Genomic DNA, 23,113 nt, shown 5'->3' with positions numbered 1-23,113 from the left:
AAGGTGATAGCTCCTGTAAATTGCAATTTACGGCTGAACAGTTTGTTCTAGTTTTTTTACTCTTTCATATATCCCGGGATCATGTTTTTTAATCCTGATTTTTACATATTTCGAAGCAGGCATATTACTTTCCTTCACTACATTGTTTATACCAACCAGGACATTTGTTTCCGGAAAATAGGTAACCGCATTTTTTTCAGGAACCTGGTAGGAAACAATAATAAACAAAGGTGCTATCCGCTCTATTCCATCATCATAGTTAAATAAATCTACCTTATCTCCGGCCTTGAACCCTGCGCGGTCAATGTCGTTTTGATTCATAAACACTACCCTACGTTCATTCTTTATCCCCCGATACCTGTCGTCAAGCCCATAAATCGTTGTATTAAACTGATCGTGGGTACGCGTTGTAGCCATCATGTATTCGCCGTCTTCAAGATTGTTTTCGGGCAAACCGGTCAATGTAAATGGTACTCTATCTCCAAAATCCTTCGTAATAAATTTTCCATCCCTTGCCAGGTTAGGCAGGTAAAAGCCTTCCTTGCGCCTTACCTTTTCATTGTAGTTTTCAAAACCGGGAATACATTTTTCAATATCGTCCCTTACTGCATCATAACTGTTGGCATACCGTTTCCAATCGACAACTGATTTATCGCCCAAAGTGGCCATGGCCATGCGGCATACAATCTGTGTTTCATTAATGAGTTTATCTGATACCGGTTTCAGCATTCCTTTTGAAGATTGTACTACCCCCATCGAGTTTTCTGTGGTAATAAACTGATGCACACCGTTTACCATATCGATATCACTACGTGACAGCGTGGGCAGGATGATGGATTCTTTCCCATGAACCAGGTGGCTACGGTTCAGTTTTGTAGATACAGAAACGGTTAAATTAAGTTTTCTTAACGCATTGGCAGTATAGCTTGTATCTGGTGTTGCCGACAGAAAGTTGCCTCCCATGCAGAATAAGACTTTTACTTTCCCTTCATGCATGGCTTTGATTGCCCTTACCACATCGTAACCATGCTTACGTGGGGGATTAAAGCCATAAAAATCCCTCAGGCGGTCCAGTTGGGCATCTGTAGGCTTTTCATCAATCATCATGGTCCTGTTGCCCTGTACATTACTGTGCCCACGAACGGGACAAACACCTGCACCAGGTTTACCGATACTACCTTTTAACAACAGGATATTGAGCATTTCCTTAATCATATCTACCCCGTTGGGCTGTTGGGTAATTCCCATTCCCCAGCAAATAATGATTCTTTTTTTGAAGGCCAGCATTTGTGCAGCATTGTAAATCAATGCCGCAGAAACACCAGATTCTTTTGCCAGGTCTTCTAACTTGTAGGTTTCGAACTGTCCGATAAAATTGTGATATCCAACCGTTTTTTCGGCTATAAAATCTTTATCGAATACCGCTCCGGGAGATTTTTGCTCAAATTCGAGCAAAATGAGTTCAATTGCCTTTAACAAGGCCATATCGCCATTTATTTTTACAGGCAGATAAAGATCTGCAAGTTTTCCGCCGTTACCCAAAACCCCACTTATTTCCTGCGGATTGCGGAATCCCATCAATCCTGCTTCCGGTAAGGGATTTATAGCAATGATCTTGCCTCCGTTCTTTTTACATTTTTCAAGCGCACTCATCATCCTCGGTGCATTGGTGCCCGGATTCTGGCCTACAATTACAACCACATCGGTATCGTAAAAATCTTCGAGCTTTACCGTACCCTTTCCGATACCGATTGTAGGACGCAAAGCCGTACCTGATGTCTCGTGGCACATATTAGAGCAATCTGGCATATTGTTAGTGCCATATTCTTTTGCAAATAACTGGTAAAGAAACGATGTTTCATTACTCGTTCTGCCCGAGGTATAAAATGCTGCCTCATCGGGTACCTCTAACGCATTCAGATGGCCTGCAATTTTTGAAAATGCATCATCCCAGGAGATGGGTTGATAGTGGGTACCTCCATGGGGCAGGTACATCGGTTCGGTTAACCTTCCCATTTTCCCTATCGTAAAATCATCGAGCTTTGCCAGGTCGTAAACAGCATTTTCCTTAAAGAATGCGGCAGTAACCCTTTTGGTTGTAGCTTCTTCGGCAAGTGCCTTTGCCCCGTTTTCACAATATTCGCCCAATGGCGACCGTTCATCATCCGGATCTGGCCAGGCACAGCTCGGGCAGTCAAATCCGCCTGCCTGATTCATTTTAAACAGTGCTTTTGTCCCTCTTAAAAGTGTTTTTTCTTCAATCAGATCGCCAAAAGCAGCCATAACTGCTGGTATGCCTGCAGCCCATGTTTTTACTGGTGTTAGTTTAAGATCCAATAATTTATAGGGGTTTTCTGCAGCCGGCTCTTTTTTATCGTTTTCCATACCTTAATTATTTAAATGGGGATTAGGGTAATTGTCACTTTGATCTTCCTCTACATTATCCAAACAGGTAAAGTCCTTTTCTATCAACAAGCTCACAGGCCCGCTAAGGTCACTAAATCCTACCTTATCCGTATTAACCAGTTCCTGCACCATTTTCTCGGGCATGTTCAGTACGATACGGTTATCAATAAAGTCGGCACTAAGGCTGGTATTAGTTGTGGTTGTTATGGTGTATTCCAATGTTTTGCTTATAAAATGCGAACTTTCGGAAAGAAACCCAGCTGTACCTAATTTTTCGACGTCGGATTTAGTCAGCCTATATCGTAATGAATTACCTTTTATTCTAATTTTCATGTAATGCAGGGATTAATATCTGATCTTGATTGGTATATATATTAAATCTGTCGTTTTTAAGAAAACCCAGTAATGTTATACCAAATTCATTCGCCAGTTCAACAGCGAGGGTAGACGGCGCACCTATTGCGGCCACAACCGAAATTCCTGCCATGGCTGCTTTCTGGATGAGTTCAAAGCTGGCTCTTCCGCTCAAAAGCAAAATATATGTGTTTAAGGGGAGCATATTCTTATCCAGGACGCTGCCAATTAACTTGTCTAATGCATTATGGCGCCCAACGTCTTCACGAAGCAATACCAATTCTCCTTCCCGGGTAAAGAGCGCCGAAGCATGTATCCCGCCGGTTGCCTCAAAATTGCTTTGGGCCGATCTTAATTTCTCAGGTAAGCTGTAAAATACCCCGGGCGATAAAGTTATTGCCTGCTGACGGGCTAAATTTGTGTAGGCACTAACTGTTAGGATAGATTGTATGGAGCCTTTGCCGCAAACCCCGCAGCTCGAGGTGGTATAAAAATTTCTGTCAGATTGTAAAAGATTGGGCATAAAGCCTTCTGTCAATTCTACGCAAACAACATTTTCTTTCTGCAGTTCGCAGGATACAGGCACATGGGCAATCCCTTTAACCTCTGCATGTGAAGAAATTATACCTTCTGTAAACAAAAAACCAAGAGCAAGTTCAAGGTCGTTTCCAGGTGTGCGCATGGTGATGGAAATATTCTTTTCTGTGCGGTTCCCTTCAGGCCCATACACGATTCTAATTTCGAGCGGCTCTTCTACTGACAGCATGTCTGATGAAGGCGAAGCGATAAAACCAGAAACTTTATTAACCGGCAAACGCTTAACCGAAACCCATGGAATATCCTTCATAACGATGATTGGTAAGATCAGAAATTAAGACTAAATATACTTATTTTGAGCATATAAATATACGTTTTACTACTAATTGCCTTTAGTTGGATTGTATAAAAAACTAATTTAGAACCAAGTGCCTTATAAGTAACTGAAAATATATAATTTAGGCTGATTGCAACATACTGTTGCATCATTTAGAGTTTAATGATATAAAGTCTGTTTTAATCAAAAAAGAAGTCTTTTTATGTAAAATCTCTGAATGAATTTAAACCTAATTTTACTTAATGCTGAGAAATGCAGGCCCGGCATTATAAATTGTTATGCATAAAACGTTATCAACAGCGATTAAACACCCTGACGAATGAACATGAAAATTAACAGATTACTTTTAACTTATATACTTTGCTTTTCTGTATGGAACCTTGTTAACGCACAAACCGATGCCCCAAAACCGCTTGGCCCCATCCCTACCAAACAGCAGATGAATTGGCAGCAGATGGAATATTATGCCTTTGTACACTTTTCTACCAACACTTTTACAGACCAGGAATGGGGTTATGGTGAGGACGATCCGAAAATATTTAATCCAACCGATCTGGATTGCAGACAGTGGGCAAAGGTTTGTAAAGAGGCTGGTATGAAGGGAATTATTATCACGGCGAAGCACCACTCGGGCTTTTGCTTATGGCCATCGAAGTATACCGAATATTCTATCAAGAATTCGCCATGGAAGAATGGCAAAGGAGACATTGTTGGCGACCTGGCTAAAGCATGTAAGGAGTATGGCCTTAAGCTGGGGATTTATTTATCTCCGTGGGACCGTAATAGCGCAGAATATGGCCGGCCTGAATACATTACTTATTTCAGAAATCAGCTCAAAGAACTGCTAACCAATTACGGAGATATTTTTGAAGTATGGTTTGATGGTGCAAACGGCGGTTCGGGATATTATGGAGGTGCAAAAGAGACGCGTACAATTGACAGAACAACTTATTACGACTGGCAGAATACCTATAAACTGATCCGTAAGCTCCAGCCCAATGCCGTAATCTGGAATGATAACGGGGATCGGGCTGATCTGCGCTGGGTGGGCACTGAAGCCGGGTATGTTGGCGAAACGAACTGGAGCTTGTTAAATAAAACCGGGGATGTACCTTACCCTATGCTGCATTACGGCGTAGAAAACGGGAATGCCTGGGTTCCTGGTGAAGTTAATACCTCAACCAGGCCAGGCTGGTTTTACCATAGTTATGAAGACAGCAGGGTTAAAACGTTACCACAATTGTTAAACACCTATTACAGTTCCATCGGCAGAAATGGAACTCTATTGCTCAACTTTCCTATCGACCGGCGAGGACGCATCCATGAGAATGATGAGCAGGCTGTAGTAGCTTTAGCAAAAGCTGTTAAGGAAGCATTTGCCGTAAACCTGGCTAAAAACAAGAAGGTTGAAGTGTCAGATTCACGAGGCAAAAATTACAATGCCGCTCAGGTTTTGGATGACAATAAAGATACCTACTGGGCAACAAGCGACGGCATTTCAAAAGCAAGCCTTACATTGGATTTTGGTAAGCTTACAACATTTAACCGTTTTATGGTACAGGAATATATCCCCTTAGGACAGCGTGTTAAAGCCTTTAAACTTGAAGCTCAGCTGGAAAATGGCAGCTGGAAAGAATTGGCTAGGCAAACAACTATTGGTTATAAACGGATTTTAACCTTCCCTTCAGTACAAGCCAAAAAACTTCGTTTTGAGGTACTGGATGCCAAGAGCAATTTCCTGATTTCAGCTATAGGCGTTTATCTTGCACCCCAGATACTTACCGCCCCCGTTATCTCTAGAAACCCAGATGGTATCATCAGCATTCAGGCAGATGATAAAGAAACAGATATATTTTACACCATTGACGGAACAATTCCGGACAGTAAATCAATAAAATATTCAAAACCGTTTCCAGCAGACGGAAAATTAAGTGTTCAGGCCATTACCTACAGCACTCAATCAAAGAAAAGTAGCCCGGTAGCCAAACAGGAATTTGATATCTCGAAAAAAGATTGGAAGATTTTAAACGTTTCTGACTCTACCGCAAAGCGGCTCCTCGACGGGAATCCTAATACTGCCTGGTACAATAAAACAAATACAAATATTGAGCTCACTATTGATTTGGGAAAAGAAGTGGAAATAAACGGATTTCGGTATTTGCCCGGACAGGGAAGTAATGAAGGGATAATCAGTAAATACCAGTTTTTTGTATCGCCTGATAATAAAAATTGGACATTAACAGATGAAGCCGAATTTTCTAACATTAAGAATAACCCCTTATGGCAAAACAGGAGATTCAAACCAACCCGGGCACGTTATGTAAGGCTCACTTCTTTAAGTACAACCGAAGGTGATCATCAGGCAGGCTACGCCGAATTTGAACTGATTACACCATAAAGTATTTCAGTTGAAATGTATTGGGAGTTAGCTTCATTATACCCAATTTTAAGCTATGTTTCCTGTTTTCGGAAACTGCTTTTATTCTAAAGTATAAATATAAAATGGAAGATATCATCCAAACCAAAATATTAGATTTAATCACTGTTTTAGATGAAAAGCTAATTGCGCTTTTAAAATCGCTTACAAATGAAGAGTGGAACAACCAAACTATTGCCAAATTATGGAAAGTAAAGGATGTTGCCGCTCATTTAATTGACGGTAACCTGAGAGGGCTTTCATTTTCAAGAGATAAATATTTTGGTGAACAGGCTCATCAAATAAACTCGTATGAAGATCTTGTTTCATTTCTAAACAGCTTAAATATGACCTGGGTTAATGCGGCTAAAAGGCTTAGCCCACAAATACTAACAGAACTGTTAGCGATTACAGGAAAAGAGTATATTGAACATCTTAAAGAGCTTAACCCCTTTGATGAGGCCATATTTCCGGTAGCCTGGGCCGGGCAGGAAATTTCTCCAAACTGGTTTCACATCGCCAGAGAATATACAGAGAAATTCTTACACCAACAGCAAATACGCGATGCAGTGAACAAACCGGGGATTATGACCAAAGAGCTGTATTATCTCTTTATTGACATTTGCATGTATGCCCTTCCTCATACTTTCGATAAGGTAAAAGCAGAGGAAGGTACCACTATATCACTAATTGTATCAACAGATATAGGTGGTCAGTGGAACATCACCATGAAAGAAGGAAACTGTGTTTTGAGCAGGGGAAAAATCCAAGCATCCCATTCAACGGTAACAATTGATCCCCATACTGCCTGGAAATTATTTTCAAAAAGCTGGAAACCTGAGGTGGTGGTTAATAAAGTGGAAATAACCGGCGATAAAGCATTAGGAATAAAGGCCTTACAAATGATTTCAGTAATGGCATAATTAAACAAAAAAAGCAGGCTTTTTCAGCACTGCTTTTAGCATAATGGTATAGCGTAACAACACTAATTTGCCTTTACGGGAGCCAATTTACCTGCTTTTGCTGCTACCGGAGTAACTTTCGAAGTTGGCGCATATTTAATGGCTTGAGCAATTTTTGCATCCTTTGTATCGGTTGTTGCACTTATTTTTTTATCGGTAACGTTTTTAGCAATGGTATCTACCTTTGGCTTTACCGTTTCTTTCTGCACAGCTACTTTCTGTGCCTTAAGGCCAGTTACAATGAACAGGGCACTTAAAAGGGTGAAAATCTTTTTCATTTGCTTATATATGGGTTTAATTTCCAGGTTTGATGGCTGCTTTGCTTGTATCAGGAAATACAGGAGGTATCGTATCCGGACGCTTTTTATTTTTCTTTTTAAACAAACCATTCAGTTTATCGCTCACTTTGTTTATTGCCTTATCAGTAACATTATCGGCAGTTTTATTTACAGCCTTATCTACCACTTTATCCGTTGAGCGATCGACCGAATTTTCTGCAGCTATTTTTGCTTTTGCCTTGAGTTTGCCCAAGATCTGTGCTTGTGTTACCCCTCCTACACCAACGGTGAGAAAAAAGATCAGAATTAATTTTTTCATGGTTTTAATTTTTTATTGTTTGCTTTCTTCTTATAAAATTAGGTGGAGTACACAGGCTGATCAATCATTAAAAAGGATGATTTTTTGCACTTAAACGGGGACTATTTCCCTGTCCACAAACCACTTAGCATAATCTTTACCGTACTCACCACCATAATTGATGCATATTTCCGTATGTGCCTTTATCTCTTCATGAGCTGTAAATAGCATCTGCTTCTTCTCTCTATCGAGTATGTAAACAGCATTGGGATACTGCTTGTGGTTATACATGGAGCCAAAGCCCATGGTTAACGACAGGGTATTTGCTTCCTTATCGAAATAAAAACTATAATCCATTAGTGCTGTAGCATTTAGTGCAGTAAAATCTTCAGCCGGGATGACAATGACAGGGCAAACTTCTATTGTTTCTCCCTCGGCAATATTGGTGGTACAAAACACCCCCCTGCCCTTTCCTTTTACCGCTTTTAAATACAGTTTCTTTTTCATCGCTCATCCTGACTGGGAAAATAAACCTCACTCTTATCATCAGGCCTGCCATTGTAGTTAATCGTGATTTCGCTCCCCGCTTCAATGGTTCTGTAGGCATAAATGTTAAGGGCATTCTTTCTTCCCGAAAAAGTATAATAAGCATTTGCCTGGGGCGAATGGTTGTAAAACGAAGCATAGCCGAAACTAAATGCGGTTTGTTTTTCAGGACGATCTAACAAAAAATAATAATGATAGAGTTTAGTAAATCTTAAGGTTTCTTTTTCATCATTTGATAAGAAAATAACGGGAGCCTGCTCTATAAGCTCTCCTTTCTTTATTTTGCTTTTGGCAAATACCCCACGACCATGAAGCTGGCTTTCCCTTACTTCGATATGTTGCGGCTGATCAATGTTTTTACTGAACCACATTAGTTTTCTTTATGCTGTGTATTGGCATTTTTCGCTTCCCTTTCTGCCGCTGCTTTTTGCTCAGCTTCTTTTTTAGGATCGGTATGAGCGGCTTTCGGATCTTTTGCGGGCATAGCTTTAGGATCAGCTTGTTGAGCTATTTTTGCATCTTTTGCCGCCCTGTCTTTTGCGGCTTGCTCTGCAGCTTCCTTTTTAGGATCAACATAAGTGGCCTTTGGATCTTTTGCAGGCATGCTCTTTGGATCAGCCTGCTGGGCCATTTTTGCATCTTTAGCTGCCCTTTCTGCCGCCAACTTGGCTTCAGCCTCTTTTTTTGGATCAACACGATCCGCTTTTGGATCTTTTAATGGTACAGAACTCCCGGCGGTTTGGCTATTGCCCGGATTTACTGTTTCTTTTTTAACCACGGTTTGTGCTTTTACTGCTGTTACCAACAGCACAGAGCCTAAAATGGAGAAGATTTTTTTCATGATATTTTTGATTAATGAATAAAACTTAAATGGCAAGCACATTCTTACTCTAGCATGTTCCTTATCGCATCGAAGTCGAAATTTTTAGTGAAGTTTTCTACCAGGTTTTTTCCAAGTGTGGTCTTTACGTACCTATAGGTAAGCGCTATCATATAAGGTTTTGCCGGATTTTTTTCAGCCCCTTTAAAATAACCGGGATTGTATTTATAAAGTGTTACCCCCCCTTTGTCATCCCAAAAACCACTAAAAGTAAATGAACCGGTTTTTTGGGCATCTTCTTTAGTATCTGCACAGTAGGTATCAATCCATACACTATCGTTCGGACCCGGCCCATAATTGCTCTTCCAGGAAAAGGTCTCTGTCTTAGGCTTCACTACAGCAGGCTGCGCCAGCCATTCGGCCGTATTTTCTTTCAAAGCCTTTTGTGCTATAGCTTTTTTTGCTTCTATCTTTTGTTGCCAATCGGGATACCTGGCCTTTTTTACCACCAGGTTACGTTTGCCATCTTCATAAAGCCTGGGGTATTTCTGAGGATCTTTCATCATACCTGCGCTTTCTGTTTCAATTTCCTTTATTTTATCAGTGATGAGCAGTCGCTCTCTTTCGTAATAAACCAACAGGGCTTCGAGGTATTCTTTACGTGTTACAGGCACAAACAATAACATACCGGGTTTGGTAACATACCAATGGCGGGTCATGTACACACTACGATCGCCTTCTTTTACACTTGACTCCGGAATATCCTGATAAAATCCTCTGCCGCTATTTACATTTTTAGAGGCATCCATTTTAATGAAATTGTACAAGGCGATAAACTGTCCGTTATATTTTTTGGGCGTTTCGTAATAGTAAGCCTCATCGGGAAAGGAAAAAGCATTTTCCAGGCCCGGATAGCGGTTAACGTAAGCCCGAAAAACAATCTGGTATTCGCCGTTAACCTTCATTTTGTTTTTAACACAGATATATTCATAACACCCCATATTGAGGTCATAGCTTGCCAATGGATATTTACCCGCCATCATGGCTGGCGCTTTACCCGAAAAAGCAGTTTTAAGCACGCAGCCAGTTAAATTATAATTGGCGCGACTTTGCTTTTCAAGCGATTCGATTCTGGTGAGCAGGGCATTTGCAGTAGCTTTATTGGCCGCTGTGCCAAGCTCATCGAACCAATGCGCCTTTTCCTGAGGCCATTCCCAGTGCGCAGCATCGATCTGCTTTCCGGGAAGGGCTTCCAGCTCTTTTGACGACTGGCAAATCTGCGCATTGACCTGTTGCACCAGCAAAAAAATAGTAATTAAGGAGCTTATTGATTTCATTATCCGAAAGAATTTGGTGTTAGATTCTGAATGCACCTAAATCAATTTGGGTAAAACCTAACCTCAACGTATTAGGCTACACTTAATTTAGGGCAGTTTAATAGCAGGTTTGTTTACAGATGGTTGTGCATAGTACCAGGCATTATTGAATGTGGTATTGCTGCTAAAGGGCCCATCTCTTTTTGTAGGCTTACTGGCTTGCAACACAAGGTTCCACTCCTGTATTCCGGAAAAATAGTGTTTCGTGAACTGATAACTCACTTTTTCCAATACATTTTTTTGAGATGAAAGAAGCTTACCAAATTCATCGATATCGTTTTTTCTACTCCATCCTTCCGTAACACTTGAAACGGGAATTAGCGTTAGTTGCTTACCTGACACCTCAAATGTCCCTTTTTCTTTTTTCAGAATGAGGTTGTTAATTGATTGGTTAAAAATTTTAGCATAAAAAAAGTAAGAACCATTGGCATTAAAAATATATTCATTTTCAATATAACCTGAGGTGCCAAGCCCATTGCTACTGCTACGGTTTATCCATGTACCTGCAAAATCAATATCAGCACTTTTACTGCTCGTTGCTATACTATTTAAACCGCTTATTGCTGTTGTTAATTTCAATGAATTAAGAAAAGCGGTTAAATCATTTTGATATTGTTTCGTATTGGTCATTAAAACCACACTCACTGCTTTACCGCCACCCGTTGCCGTCATCAATGTTACTGTACCCGAAGTTCTGCCGCTGGTATAATCTGCACCACCAGAAATAATTTCCCATCCGTTTTCATTTCCGGGCGAAGACATTGCGGGTGCACTATTCACTTGTACGGTTTTCTTCACTAACTTATCCCAATTGTAATTAAAATTTTCATTAGCAGAGACTGTAGATGCGCTTGCTCTGGTAATAACTACCATGGCGTAGGCACCACTTTTTTTATCTGCAACAGATAGCTGTAAGCCCCCATCATTTTCTTGCCGTTGCCAGCCTTCTGGCATGGTGTAAGATATAACATCGAAGTTTACCTCATTTTTTTGTGCTTTTACCAAGGAGTAACAAAGCATCATCAGCAAAATTAACGATAGTCTTTTCATCAGTATATGATTATTTATGACTTAAAATTACATCACCAATAAAGCCTGAACAATCATTAAAAAAGATGATTTTTCCAGTGAGCAATTATTCCTATCTGAAATCGTTTAATACGGCTTACGCTAACTGCCCCCTCTGTTCATTATCACCTTACTGTTTTGAGATTTAATTTTTATTCCAGCATTTTTTAGTGCGTTCAAGTGGTCATTCTTCAAGAAGTTGCTGAATGACCTTTCAGATAACACCTCGTTTATTCAATTTCATTTATTTGCCAGCTTATGCAGATCAATTTTTAAAACCTGGCGGATTATCAATAATTGATTCACCGGTTCTACTCCTCGTGTAGGAAAAACCATTTTGATTATAGGTGCCATCCCGCTCTGTATTCTTTTTCGGGTTAAGAATAAGTCCGTAATTATTTGTCCCAGAATAATATTTTATTTCGAAAGTATAATTCGCCTTTTCTAACTTATAATCAGATGTATTTAACTTATTTCCCCATAGTTTTGTATTATTATCCTTCTTGCTCCACCAGTCGCCCCTCCCTTTATTAGGACTAATGGTAATTTGATTCCCGTAAACAGTATAGGTTCCGCTTTCACTGGCAAAAAGTATTTCTTTTAAAAGTGTTGACCAGTTTTTTAAGCGAAAAGTATAAGTACCGTCTTCTTTAAATAAATATTCCCGTCTAAAATAGCCCGCAGTATATTGTGGATAACCATTAAAATATCCACTTATTTCCAAATGGTTGTCGCACCATAAACCTACTATAGATGAACCACCTGTGTTATTTGTAATTACCTGGTTATTGGCTGATGTTTTAACTGCCTTTGACAATTTCAAAGACTGTATAAATGCCAGCAACTCGTTTTGATATTGTTTTGTGTTGGTCATTAAAACCACACTTGCCGTTTGCCCGCTATTGGTAGCCGTTAATAAAGTGGCCATTCCGGTATTGGCAGCATCGGTGTAATTTGCTCCGCCAGAAATTATTTCCCAGCCGTTTTCGTTTGTGGGTTGCTGCATAATTGGCTCGGCATTTACCTGCACGGTGCCTTTTACCAGCTTAAGCCAATCATTGTTGAAATTTTCTGTTGCTGATGCGGCAGATGCAGTTGATTTGGTAATAACGACTATTGCATAGGAAGCATTTTTTTTATCTGTAATGGATAATTGAATACCAGCTTCATTTTTCAATTCCTGCCAGCCTTTGGGTAAGGTGTACGACACCACATCGAAAGTTTGGTTCTGGGCGAAGCTTGTAAAGCTTATCGCTACGATCATATTGAACAGTAAAAATATTTTTATGCGCTTCATTGCCTGATCTGATTATTGTAACAGTTTCCTAAATTCATCCAGGTTAAGTTGGTCTATAAAAGATTCTTTTACCCCCATTAAAAAGTTATAATTCGGCTTGAAACGATACATTACGTCGACCACTGCTGGTTTGGCACCATTTGGCGGATATTTTTTCAGGTATTCGGGGTTGATCTGGTACAGACTGAAACCTTCGGTGCCGGTATAAAATTCGGTAAAATAAAAATTACCATACACATCGCCCAAATACCGATTACGATCGGTTGGCACTACAAAAGCTTTGTTATCACCCGGTATAACAGCCTGCTGGTTCAGCCATTTTTCATCTTTGTTCGTCAATAGGTTTTGCGCGGTAGTTTTTTTTCTTGCATTTACCTCATAGAATTCTTTTAAGTTCAATTCTGCATTGGTTATTTTATTTTTTACTTTTTCTTCGAGTAGAGGTACAATCCCCATTTTTTCCCGGTCATAATATTCCAGCATATCCTGCAAAAATTTCTTCCTTGTAATTGGAATAAAAAAAGGAATATCGTTGTGTGTAATAAATGCATGGCGATATACAAAATCGTTATTTACAGTAACGAAACCTGAATTAGGAAAATTAATGCCGTACCCTTTGCCTGGTTTATTCTCAATTACCGGGAAAGAACTAAGGTTACCTGCTTGTTCACTATTCAGATCAATAAAGCCATTTCCGTTGTTGATGGCACTTACCACCCTGCTGTCGGCAAAACCATAGTAATTAAGTATAGCAATAAAAGGGGCATTTACATGTTGTGAATTTGCCGGGATTTTGTAAGCGGCGGCATTTCCCCCAAAAGAATTAAAAGCTTTTTGAAACGATGGATTCCCGATTACTCTAAGCACGCCCTGGTATTCATCAACAATGGCCAGCTTATGTGTTTGCACGTTACATACAAATGCATGAAAACCCAGGTTATACGTATAGCTACAGGCTGAAAACTGATTATAATATGCTTTAGAATTTAGCCCGAAGCTGGCTTTGGCCAGCCCACCCGTAAATTGTAGCTTTGGTTTAATTATGTTTTCAAATGCCCCCATCATTTTTTGTGCATTGGCTATCTCCGTTGAAGAAATACCTTCTTTGCCCCCGCCAGCTACACCTCCAATATGAGCATCAAGAAACTTGCCCGGTTCTTTTAATACACTTTCGCTGGTGCAATCCTTGTTCATTTGTTTTGCCATTGCATTAAACTGTGCCTGTGCTGCAAAACCATAAAACAACAGGCCAATGAGTACTATTTTTTTCATTGAAATATATCTATTTTAAAAAACTACTTCCAAATGGTGTAAATCCAGGACCTGAAGAATTAAAGCCTCCGTTTACACTTACGGTTACAGCACCTAAATCTGCTGAAACCCCTCCACCCATCGGTCCCTTTATTTCTGCTCCTGCCGATCCTGTAACGATCAGGTCAACCGGGTTCATATTGCCGTCAAATTGTACGGTTGTTTCTACCGAGGCGCCAATTTTCCCGCCGAGTTTGCCGATTTCAAATTCTTTATCCTTCCCTCCTTTTACAGTAATGCTATGGCCGGTGGTTTCCCAGGTTACCGGATCATAGCTTCGGCTATAGGTAAATTCGCCTGCGGGAATACTGCCATAAACTAAAAATCCTTCGCAGTTCATTTTTCCAGCAACTACTTTAGCGTCAAAACCAAAATCCACTTCGCAATGTTCCTTCTCCCAAACCTGTATTTTTCCTTTAGTATTGTAATCTGGTTTTAAATAATCGCCGCAAGGCTTCGACAAACCGCCATCTACATAAAAAGGGAAAAAAGAACGGAAGCTTTTTAAATCGTTGAGGTAGCCAACATAAGCCTGATAGTTTACAGGTGTGGGATCTTGAAAAGATTGCATGGCTATCGTATTCCAAAATAGATATTCCTGCAATCGCTGGTTCATCAAATCTTCCATATTGCGGATATATTGATTATTGATCTCAGCCGACTTTTCCAGCCATTTATTTTGCCTTGCTGTCCTTAATTCGCAGAGTTCTTTTTCAATTTCCATAGACCGTTGGTTTGCTGCCCCTTTGCCTTCTCCGTCATCCAGTTTACTTTTCTCTTTTACCAGGGCGCTTATTTTATCGTCATAATCTGTTTTCAATCCCAGTTTCAATTCGTCAATTCCTTGCTTTGCGTTTGCCGTTTCTTTTTTCATTCGGCTGATGTAAGAAACGCTGTATTGTGGGTTATCAATGGCATTGAGCATAAGGAGGGCATGGGCCAAAAACGGATTGGTAAGTCCTGCTTTCATATCTTGTATGGCTTTACCAACACCGGGCTTCCCCACATTATCCACTATTTGTTTCGTTTGCGCCATCCGTTTATTCATGTTATCCATAAATGATTTTTCGTAATCTTTCTTTAACTCTTTGCTCTGTTTATCTGCTGCATTTATGGTTGCATCCAGGTTAAGAAAAAAGCTGTTTACTTCCGGATATACTGCTAAGGCACTCTCGTAACTATTAGGTATTGGAGGGATAATAAATCTTTTGGTGATGCTATGGTCTTTATAAAATTGTTTGAAATTATTGCGTATAGCCCGGTACATAGCCGATTTATCGGCTGTTGGAGAGAGCTGTTGCAAAAGGTTAATGTTTTGCGTGGTTGCACCGCCATGAGCAATGGCTTTTTGAAGATAACCAGCGCATAGCGGTTTATCTCCTTGTTTCTGCGCAATTAATGCCAAAGAACGATAGGCCTGGGAATTGGTAGAATCTTTTGTAACTGCCCCAACTAACATCGTTTTTGCTTTATCAACATTGCCAACACTAAGCAAAGCCTGCCCGGTGTTGTTGAGTACGGTAGCACTATTGGGCAACAATTTCTGCGTATACAATAATATAGGCAGCGATTTATGCGCATAACCCGAAATGGTAAGCAGACTCCCCAGGTTATTTAAGGAAACCATATCATCTGGATTGGTTATGCAGGCGTTCAGCAAAAGATACAATGCTTTGTCCAATTCGTTATTGGCCCAAAATACCATGGCATACTTTCCGGTTTTTTCGCCTTTGTTTATCAGGCTTTTTACCGCGTTTTTGCTTCCGGGCTTTATCAGTTTATCTGTTTCGGTAAAAATGGGCGTAAGATAAGCCGTTAGCTGTAGTTTGGTCTGTGGTGTGGTGGCAATTTTAAGTTCAGCAATTTTATCAGGAACAATATTGGGATCGGTACTCCGTACCATTACGTTCGTGTTACCTTTGGCATTATAGTTCAAACCCTGCTGTGCATTTTGCATGGCTTTATTGGCACCCATTTTTTCCATCATATCTTCAAAATTCTTTCTGGCCTCCGGGCTCATGGATGCTTTTGTGGCCTCCAGCTGTTTTTGGGCTTCAACCATTTTTTTTCTGTCTGCTTCCATTTGCTCTTTAGAAGGCTTTTGAGCAAAAGAAATGCTGCTGATGAGCATCAGCATGACTGCGATTAAATATTTCATATCCTAAATTTTGTCTTATGTGATTAAGGAAGAATTAATTTTTTATTGCTGCTTTCCTTTATTCAAATTGGCATAGTAATTAAATCTTTTGAAAAGGAAGAACCGTTTCTATTTTGTTTTTATCATAATTATAGTTATACAAACCCATTACATCTCTCCACGTATTATTACCATATTTTCTCGAATAAAACCGAATGAAGTATTTTGAGCTTGAACCTGAAGCAGATCTTCTTTCCAGTACATTTCCTGTAAAGGAGAATGATCCTTCGCCTTTAAATTGTTTTTTCTTAATTAAGTCATTATAATAGTCATAACCCACCGTATAAGAAGATTGCGTTAACACATAATATTTTCCTTCTGCTGTGTAACTGGTAGCAGCAATTAAACTATTTCCGTATGATCCACTGCTTGAAGCCCATGTGCCTGTCAGCTGGTTCTTATAATCTACATTTTTAGCGGCGACGCTATTTATTTTTAAAGTGAATAAAAGAAAATTCAAGGCCATCTCCATTTCGCTGCCCAGTATGTTGTCAGCTGAATTAATAATGGCTACGTTTGCGCCCACCTGTATAAGCAGTACGGTAGCTTTTATAACATCGCCCCCGGGTTTAGTAATGCTATTGCTTAACATATAATAAGGCAGGCCCTGACTGGTAAACCCTTTTTCATGGTCACCTTTTTCAAATAAGAGGTTGTTAGGGCTGTTATGCAGGCTCCAACCATCAAAAACATCAAAGAAAATATGTTCCATATCTTTTTCTAAGCTGCCGGATGATTTTATTAAACTCATAAACTCGATAATTCTTTTCCCGGTATTTGTAGTTTTTTCTAACGTTAAACTATTTTGGGTGGCATTTAAACTCCAGCTGGGCGGAACAGTAATTGAATAAATATTTTTGTTACCTGAACCGGTTCTATAGTTTGTGGGCGAAACCGGGTTTTCATTAACAGCTTTTTCACTTGTCGTTTCATTTAGGTCAAGGTTTTTTATAAAATCCAATATTTGGTTTTGATATTTATCGGTATTGGTCATGATTACCACATTGGCCATTTTATCGGTTGCTGTAGCAGTTATCAGCGTTACCCATCCTTTATTGGCGCCGTCGGTATAGCTGGCCTGCCCCGAAATAACGTTCCATCCTTTTTCGGTAGCAGGAGCCTGTATGGTTGGCTCGCCCGAAACAGACACGGTACCTTTTACCAGTTTTTCCCAACTGGCGGTAAAGTTTTCATTTGCTGGGGCGGTGCTTGCTACCGAACGCAGAATAACAGCAGCTGCATAGTTTCCTTTACCATCGTTTTTGGTAGACAACTGAATGCCATTTGCCATTTCTGTTTTACCCCAACCGTTGGGTATCGTATAGTTTATTACATCAAAAGTCTGCTTTTGAGCAAAACAAGTACAACTTACCATCAACAGCAGGTAAAACAGGAGCATGTTTTTTATAGGTTCCATCTTTTTAGGTTTGTCATTTCTGGAAAATCATTTCAAAATGCCGGCAGTTATACGTTAGCGAAGTAAATAGTTATATCCGTTTTTATTATTTGAATTGTTGCCATCGGTAAAACCAGATCCGGTTATTTCAATGTTAAATTTGTAAAGTACATTTTTGGGTAAAGTGGAGAAATTAGCGCCTCCGGCTACTCTCGCATCATAGAAAAGTTCTTTCACGTTTCCGGGTATAAATGGAATTTCGTCGGCGCTTAAAGTATTTCCCCCTGTAGCCTGCCCGCAACAAGCAGTTTCAAGAAAAGTACTTGGGTCATTGTCCGTATCTTCAACTCTGCTTTGTAAGGTTAGTGAGGCTGTTGACGGAATAGCTGTTTCACCAATATTTTTTAAGGTATAATAAATCCTGACGAATGATGCTGTATCAACCGGGCTCTTTTCTATTTTGGTAATAGTAACTTCTATATCTGCCGGAGCTGGTGGTGGCGGTGGAATGGTAAATGAAGATTGTATCGTATTATTTGCAAAATTTAATTCAGAAAATTGCTGCCCAACCCATGTCTCGGAAGCAGTACCAACATTTGATTTCATTCCATTTATACAAAGTTCAAATGTGTATGCATTGCCCACTATAATGCCATTAGTGCTAAATGTATTTCTACTACTGAAAGATTCTCCGGGATTTAGCAATTGATTCATTTCTGTTGTTAGGCTGGTAGAACTGCCACCTCCCACGGCGCCACCATTTATGTAACCTTGCACTGATAGTAGGCCTTTTTTTACAGCAGCAGTGCCAACATTTTTTAAGGTGTAATTTACGGCGTAGGTATTACCTGTATTGGGAGAAAAGCTAATATTTGTAATCACTATGTCTGGAAGGGGCGCTGGTGTAGTAGTCGGGCTCATTGTAGCCGCAGGCTGATTTGGCGTTTGCGTTGTTGTTGCAGGGGGTACATATAACATGCCTGTTGCCGTTTGCTTCGACGGAATTATTGAAACACTGGTAGTTAGCGGTGTATTCGTTTGCTGTGGTGTTGGCGCAATGATCTGCCCTTTAACCTTAGTGTTAATAACCGGTTTAACCAATTTACTTGAATCAATTTTTTTCACTTGTGCATTACTGCCTATTGCACCTGCAATAAGCAAGAATAGGATGAGTATTTTTTTCATGGATTTTAGATTTAATGATGTAAAAATAGACGGAGTGTTGAGGCATATCAATCATTAAAAAAGATGATTTTTCACTAACTTTATATAAAACAGACAAATAGCTAAGCCTAATCACTCCAGCATTCTAATCTAAAAGGTGATCTAATTAAGTAGTGACTAAAAAAGGTGAAAAAAATATATTATCTTCAAAATACATTTCTAACTAAAAACTTATTCAACATGGAACACAAAAAAATGATCGATGAATTGCAGTTGCAAGAATTGACAAAAGAAGAACAAAACAGAATTATAGGCGGCAGTAACAATGAACCTCTTGATTCGAGTTTAGTAAGCATCATGGCTTTAGGAACATCTGAATTATCACAGACTCAACATGATACAAAAAAAGGAATAATTGGTAATATTAGGTAAAAAGTCCGTTTTTTTAATGATTCTCTTACCTAAGGCTGTCTCAAACTGTAGAGACAGCCTTAGCTTTTTTAAAAAACCATTAAAAAAGATGATAAGAAACAAAAACCACTATACCTAATTTGCGCTCCATGAAAAAACTAGTCACAAGCCTATTCATACTACTGTGTTTTCTAAATAGCTATAGCCAAGACCTACAAAAAATTGATAGTCTTAAAAGGTTGCTGAAGTTGTCAAAAGAAGATACATCAAGGGTTTCTTTACTTATAAAACTAACCAAGGCTAATAAAAATAATGATATTGCCTCTGCCTATAAATATTGTTCAGAAGCAATAAACCTCAGTAAAAAACTTAAGTATAATAAAGGGCTTTTTAAGTCGCTTACAAGTGAAATATCACTTATCAGGATTGAAGGAAAAGACGGCCTCGCACTTGAAAAATCTAAAAGCCTTGTTCAGTTTGCAGAAAGTACTAAAGACTCTTTCAATATTGCTGCTGGTTATTTAACTCTTGGGGAAGTATATGACAATAATGGCGATAATAAAAATGGAGTAGCTTATTGCCTCAAGGGGCTGAGTATTGCGGAACGGATGAACGATCGGGGCTTGCTACAAGATGCTTATGCGGCATTACAAAGATTATATTTTTCGCGTACGGAATTTGATAAGGCTGTTATTTATGGGCAAAAAGCAATTGATTTAGCAAAGGCAATGGGCGATAAAAGCAGGGTAATGATACAATCTTATAATCTTGCCCAAACATACAACCTCATTAAAGCATTTGATAAATCCATCAAGATTTCAAACGAAGTTGTCAGAATGGCAAAACAAGCGGGTGATAAAAGAGTAGAAGTTTACGCACTTTATAACCTGTGTTCGGTTAACCTGCGAACCAATAACCTAAATGATGCGCTTACTTACGGCGAACAATGTTTGGCAATTTCTAAAGAAATTAGCGATAAAAGTATTCAATCGAATGTCTTGGCTGCCATTGGTTCGATCTATTTACAACTTGGCCAAAATAAAGAAGCTGAAAATAACTTATTACAGGCTTTAGCACTCAGAGAAAAAACAGAAGATAAACAGGGAATAGCAGATGTACAGAATCTTTTAGCGGATGTGTATTTTGCTATGGGACAGCCGAAAAAAGCTTACGACTTTGAGAAAGCATCAGAAGATTTTTCAGATAATTATAACCAGAGTATTTTAGCTCAACAGTCATCCGATCTCGAAAAAAAATACGAAACACAAAAGAAAGAATCGCAAATAAGGCTGCAACAGGCCGATATCAAACGAAAAAATATTTTGAATTATGTATTGTTGGGCGGCGTATCAGCGATTTTGATTATATCAGTATTGGCCTATCGTAACTATAAACACCGCCAAAAACTACAACAAGCAAAAATTGACGAATTAGAAACCGAAAAACTGCTGACGGCCACGGAGGGTATATTAAAAGGTGAAGAGCAAGAGCGTACGCGTCTTGCCAAAGACCTGCATGATGGATTAGGCGGCATGTTAAGCGGTATAAAATTTTCATTAAGCAATATGAAAGAAAACTTAATTATGACCCCTGACAATGTACATGCTTTTGAACGCAGCATAGATATGTTGGATAGTTCCATTAAAGAAATGCGACGTGTTGCGCACAATATGATGCCTGAAATATTAGTAAAATATGGATTAGATGCCGCGTTGAAAGAATTTTGCGCAGAAATAGACCGTAGCGGTGTGCTTCATGTAAACTACCAATCGGTGGGGATGCAAAATGCAAACATCCAGCAAACCACGTCAATTACCATCTATCGTATTGTGCAAGAACTGTTGAACAATGCAATGAAACATGCTAATGCCAAAAATGTACTGGTACAGCTCCACCAATCTGATCAGGAAAAACTACTGGCAGTTACTGTAGAAGATGATGGAAATGGCTTTGATACCGAGCTGCTGAAACAATCTGCCGGGATGGGTTGGTTAAATATTCAAAACCGTATTGAGTTTTTAAAAGGTAAAATAGATTTACAATCTGGACCGGGTAAAGGCACTTCAATAATGATAGAAATTAACATTTAATCTAAGTGATGAAAATAGGCATTTTTGTAGTTGACGATCATTATATGGTGATAGAGGGCATCCGCTCTTTGTTGCAAAACGAAAAGACGCTCGACTGGATGGGGCATGCCACCAATGCCGTATCTTGCTTAAGTTTTTTGAAGCGACAAGAACCTGATGTAATCTTAATGGATATCAACCTTCCCGATAAAAGTGGAATAGATTTATGTAAAGAAGTCAAACAATTATACCCCTCTATTGCTATACTTGGCCTAAGCACTTTTAATCAACAGACTATTATCAAAAATATGATCGATAATGGCGCTGCTGGCTATGTGTTAAAAAACGCCACAAAAGAAGAGTTAATGGAGGCAATAAATAGTGTGCTCAAAGGCAAGGTATATTATAGTTTCGAAGTGCTAAGCGCATTGAGAAAACCTGAACCTAATCAACTCCTGATAACCCGGAGAGAAAAGGAAGTGTTACTGTTAATTGCAGAAGGACTAACCAATGCGCAAATATCAGAAAAACTCTTTATCAGTGTGCCAACGGTAAATACACATCGCAAAAGTCTGCTGGAAAAGTTCGATGTAAAAAATACGGCGATGCTAATTGGCAAGGCTACAAAGCTGGGATTGCTTGAATAAAGAAAGCCTGCCAGAAATAAAAAGAAACTATTTCATCATGATAAAACCGAAACTTAAATCAACATTTTAATCACAACTCCTAAAACAGCAGCCACAGCAATCAGTTGCGGTTCCTGTAGTTTCCTGATGTAAATAAGGGAGCAACCACTGGCTAAGGCAATAACTGCGGTAGGAATATCTATAATCGATTTACCTGCAATAACGATAACCGATCCAACCAGCGCACCGATAACAGCAGCCGTAATTCCATCAACAAAGGCTTTAATACTTGCATTTTTCGCTATCTTTTTAAAAAATGGGGCAAGCACTACCGTGAAAAGAAAACAAGGCGTAAATGTTGCCAATGCAGCTACAGATGCCCCTAAAAAACCATTAACCAGGTAACCGATAAAACCAACCGTAATCACTACCGGGCCCGGGGTGATCATGGCCACCGCAACGGCATCTACAAACTCATTTTCTGTTAACCAATGAAAATCATTAACAACACCGGCATGCAAGAATGGAACAATAGCCAACCCACTGCCAAATACAAATGTGCCGGCTTTTAAAAAGAAGAGACCAATCTGAATAAGTGTTGTTTTTGAGTAATCCCAAAAACCGGTTTCAGCAAATAAAAACAAAGGGTTTATAGCAGACGCTTTAATCCACCTGGGAGGCGATTTAACCAGCATGTAAATAAGTCCGCACCCGATAAAAATCAAAATCTGTTCCTGTTGGGTGATTACGGTAACCGCAATGGCCATAACATAAAATGCCCATAAAAGCCAGTTGACTTTTAGCGATTGGAGGTTTAATTTACCAACCGATTTGATGGTTAATTTATAGGCACTGATCGCTATGATACCGATAACTGCTGCCCCCACTCCATAAAACACATCACGCATCCAGCTCATCCCGCCATAGAGTTGATAAATCATACCCAATATCACCACCATAATAAAAGACGGGAGTACAAATGCCAGGCCCGTAAGTGTTGCCCCAAGTAGCCCGTAATGGACGAATCCAATGTAGATTCCCAATTGTGCTGCCAATGGGCCAGGTGCCAATTGTGCCAATGCCAATCCTTCTTTATATTCTTCTTCGGTAAGCCATTGTTTTTGTTCAACCAAATCGCGGTGCATGTACCCCACCAGCGCTACCGGACCGCCAAATCCCCAGGTTCCCAATTTAAGAAAATAAAGGGCGATTTCTTTTAAGGTATATTTTGGGCTTCCCATCAT

The 23,113-nt window shown here is 39.6% G+C and carries 21 protein-coding genes; 5 read left to right on the top strand and 16 right to left on the bottom strand.

The window, feature by feature from the left end; translation table 11 throughout:
• Positions 1-27: 27 nt before the first annotated feature.
• From ACFSR6_RS02980 to fdhD, 3 genes are read right to left on the bottom strand one after another with little or no spacing between them, the layout of a single operon-like run.
• The gene (locus ACFSR6_RS02980) at positions 28-2,385 is read right to left on the bottom strand and encodes an FdhF/YdeP family oxidoreductase (protein WP_379074714.1); all 2,358 of its coding nucleotides are present in this window, start codon (positions 2,383-2,385) and stop codon (positions 28-30) included.
• Between the two features lie 3 nt (positions 2,386-2,388).
• Positions 2,389-2,739, bottom strand: coding sequence for a DUF7009 family protein (locus tag ACFSR6_RS02975; protein WP_379074711.1), 351 nt, complete (start codon positions 2,737-2,739; stop codon positions 2,389-2,391).
• Positions 2,729-3,607: a formate dehydrogenase accessory sulfurtransferase FdhD gene (gene fdhD, locus ACFSR6_RS02970; protein WP_379074708.1), complete on the bottom strand. Its 879-nt coding sequence runs from the start codon at positions 3,605-3,607 to the stop codon at positions 2,729-2,731. The genes ACFSR6_RS02975 and fdhD overlap by 11 nt, the downstream gene beginning before the upstream one ends.
• Before the next feature lie 346 nt (positions 3,608-3,953).
• Between fdhD and ACFSR6_RS02965 the strand changes: the two genes are divergently transcribed.
• Both ACFSR6_RS02965 and ACFSR6_RS02960 read left to right on the top strand, forming a co-directional pair.
• Positions 3,954-6,032 (top strand): alpha-L-fucosidase, encoded by a 2,079-nt coding sequence (locus tag ACFSR6_RS02965; protein WP_379074706.1) that lies wholly within the window; start codon positions 3,954-3,956, stop codon positions 6,030-6,032.
• Positions 6,033-6,136: 104 nt separating this feature from the next.
• The gene (locus ACFSR6_RS02960) at positions 6,137-6,973 is read left to right on the top strand and encodes a maleylpyruvate isomerase N-terminal domain-containing protein (protein WP_379074703.1); all 837 of its coding nucleotides are present in this window, start codon (positions 6,137-6,139) and stop codon (positions 6,971-6,973) included.
• Between the two features lie 62 nt (positions 6,974-7,035).
• Here ACFSR6_RS02960 and ACFSR6_RS02955 read toward each other — a convergent pair whose 3' ends face one another.
• The 12 genes from ACFSR6_RS02955 to ACFSR6_RS02900 form a co-directional block, all read right to left on the bottom strand.
• On the bottom strand, positions 7,036-7,290 hold the full coding sequence (locus ACFSR6_RS02955) for a hypothetical protein (RefSeq protein WP_379074700.1): 255 nt from the start codon (positions 7,288-7,290) through the stop codon (positions 7,036-7,038).
• A gap of 16 nt (positions 7,291-7,306) precedes the next feature.
• Complete coding sequence (locus tag ACFSR6_RS02950) at positions 7,307-7,609, bottom strand: hypothetical protein (protein ID WP_379074697.1); 303 nt, start codon at positions 7,607-7,609, stop codon at positions 7,307-7,309.
• A gap of 90 nt (positions 7,610-7,699) precedes the next feature.
• On the bottom strand, positions 7,700-8,095 hold the full coding sequence (locus ACFSR6_RS02945) for an SET domain-containing protein-lysine N-methyltransferase (RefSeq protein WP_379074694.1): 396 nt from the start codon (positions 8,093-8,095) through the stop codon (positions 7,700-7,702).
• Complete coding sequence (locus tag ACFSR6_RS02940; protein ID WP_379074692.1) at positions 8,092-8,505, bottom strand: SET domain-containing protein; 414 nt, start codon at positions 8,503-8,505, stop codon at positions 8,092-8,094. Before ACFSR6_RS02940 ends, ACFSR6_RS02945 begins: the two co-directional genes overlap by 4 nt.
• On the bottom strand, positions 8,505-8,975 hold the full coding sequence (locus tag ACFSR6_RS02935) for a hypothetical protein (protein ID WP_379074690.1): 471 nt from the start codon (positions 8,973-8,975) through the stop codon (positions 8,505-8,507). Before ACFSR6_RS02935 ends, ACFSR6_RS02940 begins: the two co-directional genes overlap by 1 nt.
• 44 nt (positions 8,976-9,019) lie before the next feature.
• Complete coding sequence (locus ACFSR6_RS02930; RefSeq protein WP_379074687.1) at positions 9,020-10,291, bottom strand: hypothetical protein; 1,272 nt, start codon at positions 10,289-10,291, stop codon at positions 9,020-9,022.
• Between the two features lie 87 nt (positions 10,292-10,378).
• Positions 10,379-11,380: a hypothetical protein gene (locus tag ACFSR6_RS02925; RefSeq protein WP_379074684.1), complete on the bottom strand. Its 1,002-nt coding sequence runs from the start codon at positions 11,378-11,380 to the stop codon at positions 10,379-10,381.
• Between the two features lie 283 nt (positions 11,381-11,663).
• Positions 11,664-12,695, bottom strand: a complete 1,032-nt coding sequence (locus tag ACFSR6_RS02920; RefSeq protein ID WP_379074682.1) for a nitroreductase family protein — start codon at positions 12,693-12,695, stop codon at positions 11,664-11,666.
• 12 nt (positions 12,696-12,707) lie between these two features.
• Positions 12,708-13,967, bottom strand: coding sequence for a hypothetical protein (locus ACFSR6_RS02915; RefSeq protein WP_379074679.1), 1,260 nt, complete (start codon positions 13,965-13,967; stop codon positions 12,708-12,710).
• Positions 13,968-13,977: 10 nt separating this feature from the next.
• A complete protein-coding gene (locus ACFSR6_RS02910; protein ID WP_379074676.1) occupies positions 13,978-16,164 on the bottom strand; it encodes a hypothetical protein in 2,187 nt (728 codons plus the stop codon).
• Between the two features lie 79 nt (positions 16,165-16,243).
• Positions 16,244-17,620 (bottom strand): hypothetical protein, encoded by a 1,377-nt coding sequence (locus ACFSR6_RS02905; protein WP_379074673.1) that lies wholly within the window; start codon positions 17,618-17,620, stop codon positions 16,244-16,246.
• 54 nt (positions 17,621-17,674) lie between these two features.
• Positions 17,675-18,784 (bottom strand): hypothetical protein, encoded by a 1,110-nt coding sequence (locus ACFSR6_RS02900; protein ID WP_379074671.1) that lies wholly within the window; start codon positions 18,782-18,784, stop codon positions 17,675-17,677.
• A 219-nt stretch (positions 18,785-19,003) separates the two neighbouring features.
• Here ACFSR6_RS02900 and ACFSR6_RS02895 point away from each other — a divergent pair, with 219 nt between their 5' ends.
• The 3 genes from ACFSR6_RS02895 to ACFSR6_RS02885 all read left to right on the top strand — a co-directional run bounded on the left by ACFSR6_RS02895 (position 19,004) and on the right by ACFSR6_RS02885 (position 21,890).
• Entirely contained in the window at positions 19,004-19,195 is a 192-nt protein-coding gene (locus ACFSR6_RS02895; protein ID WP_379074668.1) for a hypothetical protein, read from the top strand.
• 128 nt (positions 19,196-19,323) lie between these two features.
• Positions 19,324-21,264, top strand: a complete 1,941-nt coding sequence (locus tag ACFSR6_RS02890) for a tetratricopeptide repeat-containing sensor histidine kinase (RefSeq protein WP_379074665.1) — start codon at positions 19,324-19,326, stop codon at positions 21,262-21,264.
• Positions 21,265-21,272: 8 nt separating this feature from the next.
• On the top strand, positions 21,273-21,890 hold the full coding sequence (locus ACFSR6_RS02885) for a response regulator (protein WP_379074662.1): 618 nt from the start codon (positions 21,273-21,275) through the stop codon (positions 21,888-21,890).
• 53 nt (positions 21,891-21,943) lie between these two features.
• Here the strand turns inward: ACFSR6_RS02885 and ACFSR6_RS02880 are convergent, their stop codons facing one another.
• Positions 21,944-23,113, bottom strand: a complete 1,170-nt coding sequence (locus ACFSR6_RS02880; RefSeq protein ID WP_379074660.1) for a chromate transporter — start codon at positions 23,111-23,113, stop codon at positions 21,944-21,946.

It is taken from the genome of Pedobacter vanadiisoli (assembly GCF_042684385.1).
GTDB classification, from domain to species: Bacteria; Bacteroidota; Bacteroidia; order Sphingobacteriales; family Sphingobacteriaceae; genus Pedobacter; species Pedobacter vanadiisoli.
The sequence above is the reverse complement of the archived record's forward strand: the minus strand, read 5'-3'. Positions and strand labels throughout refer to the sequence as shown.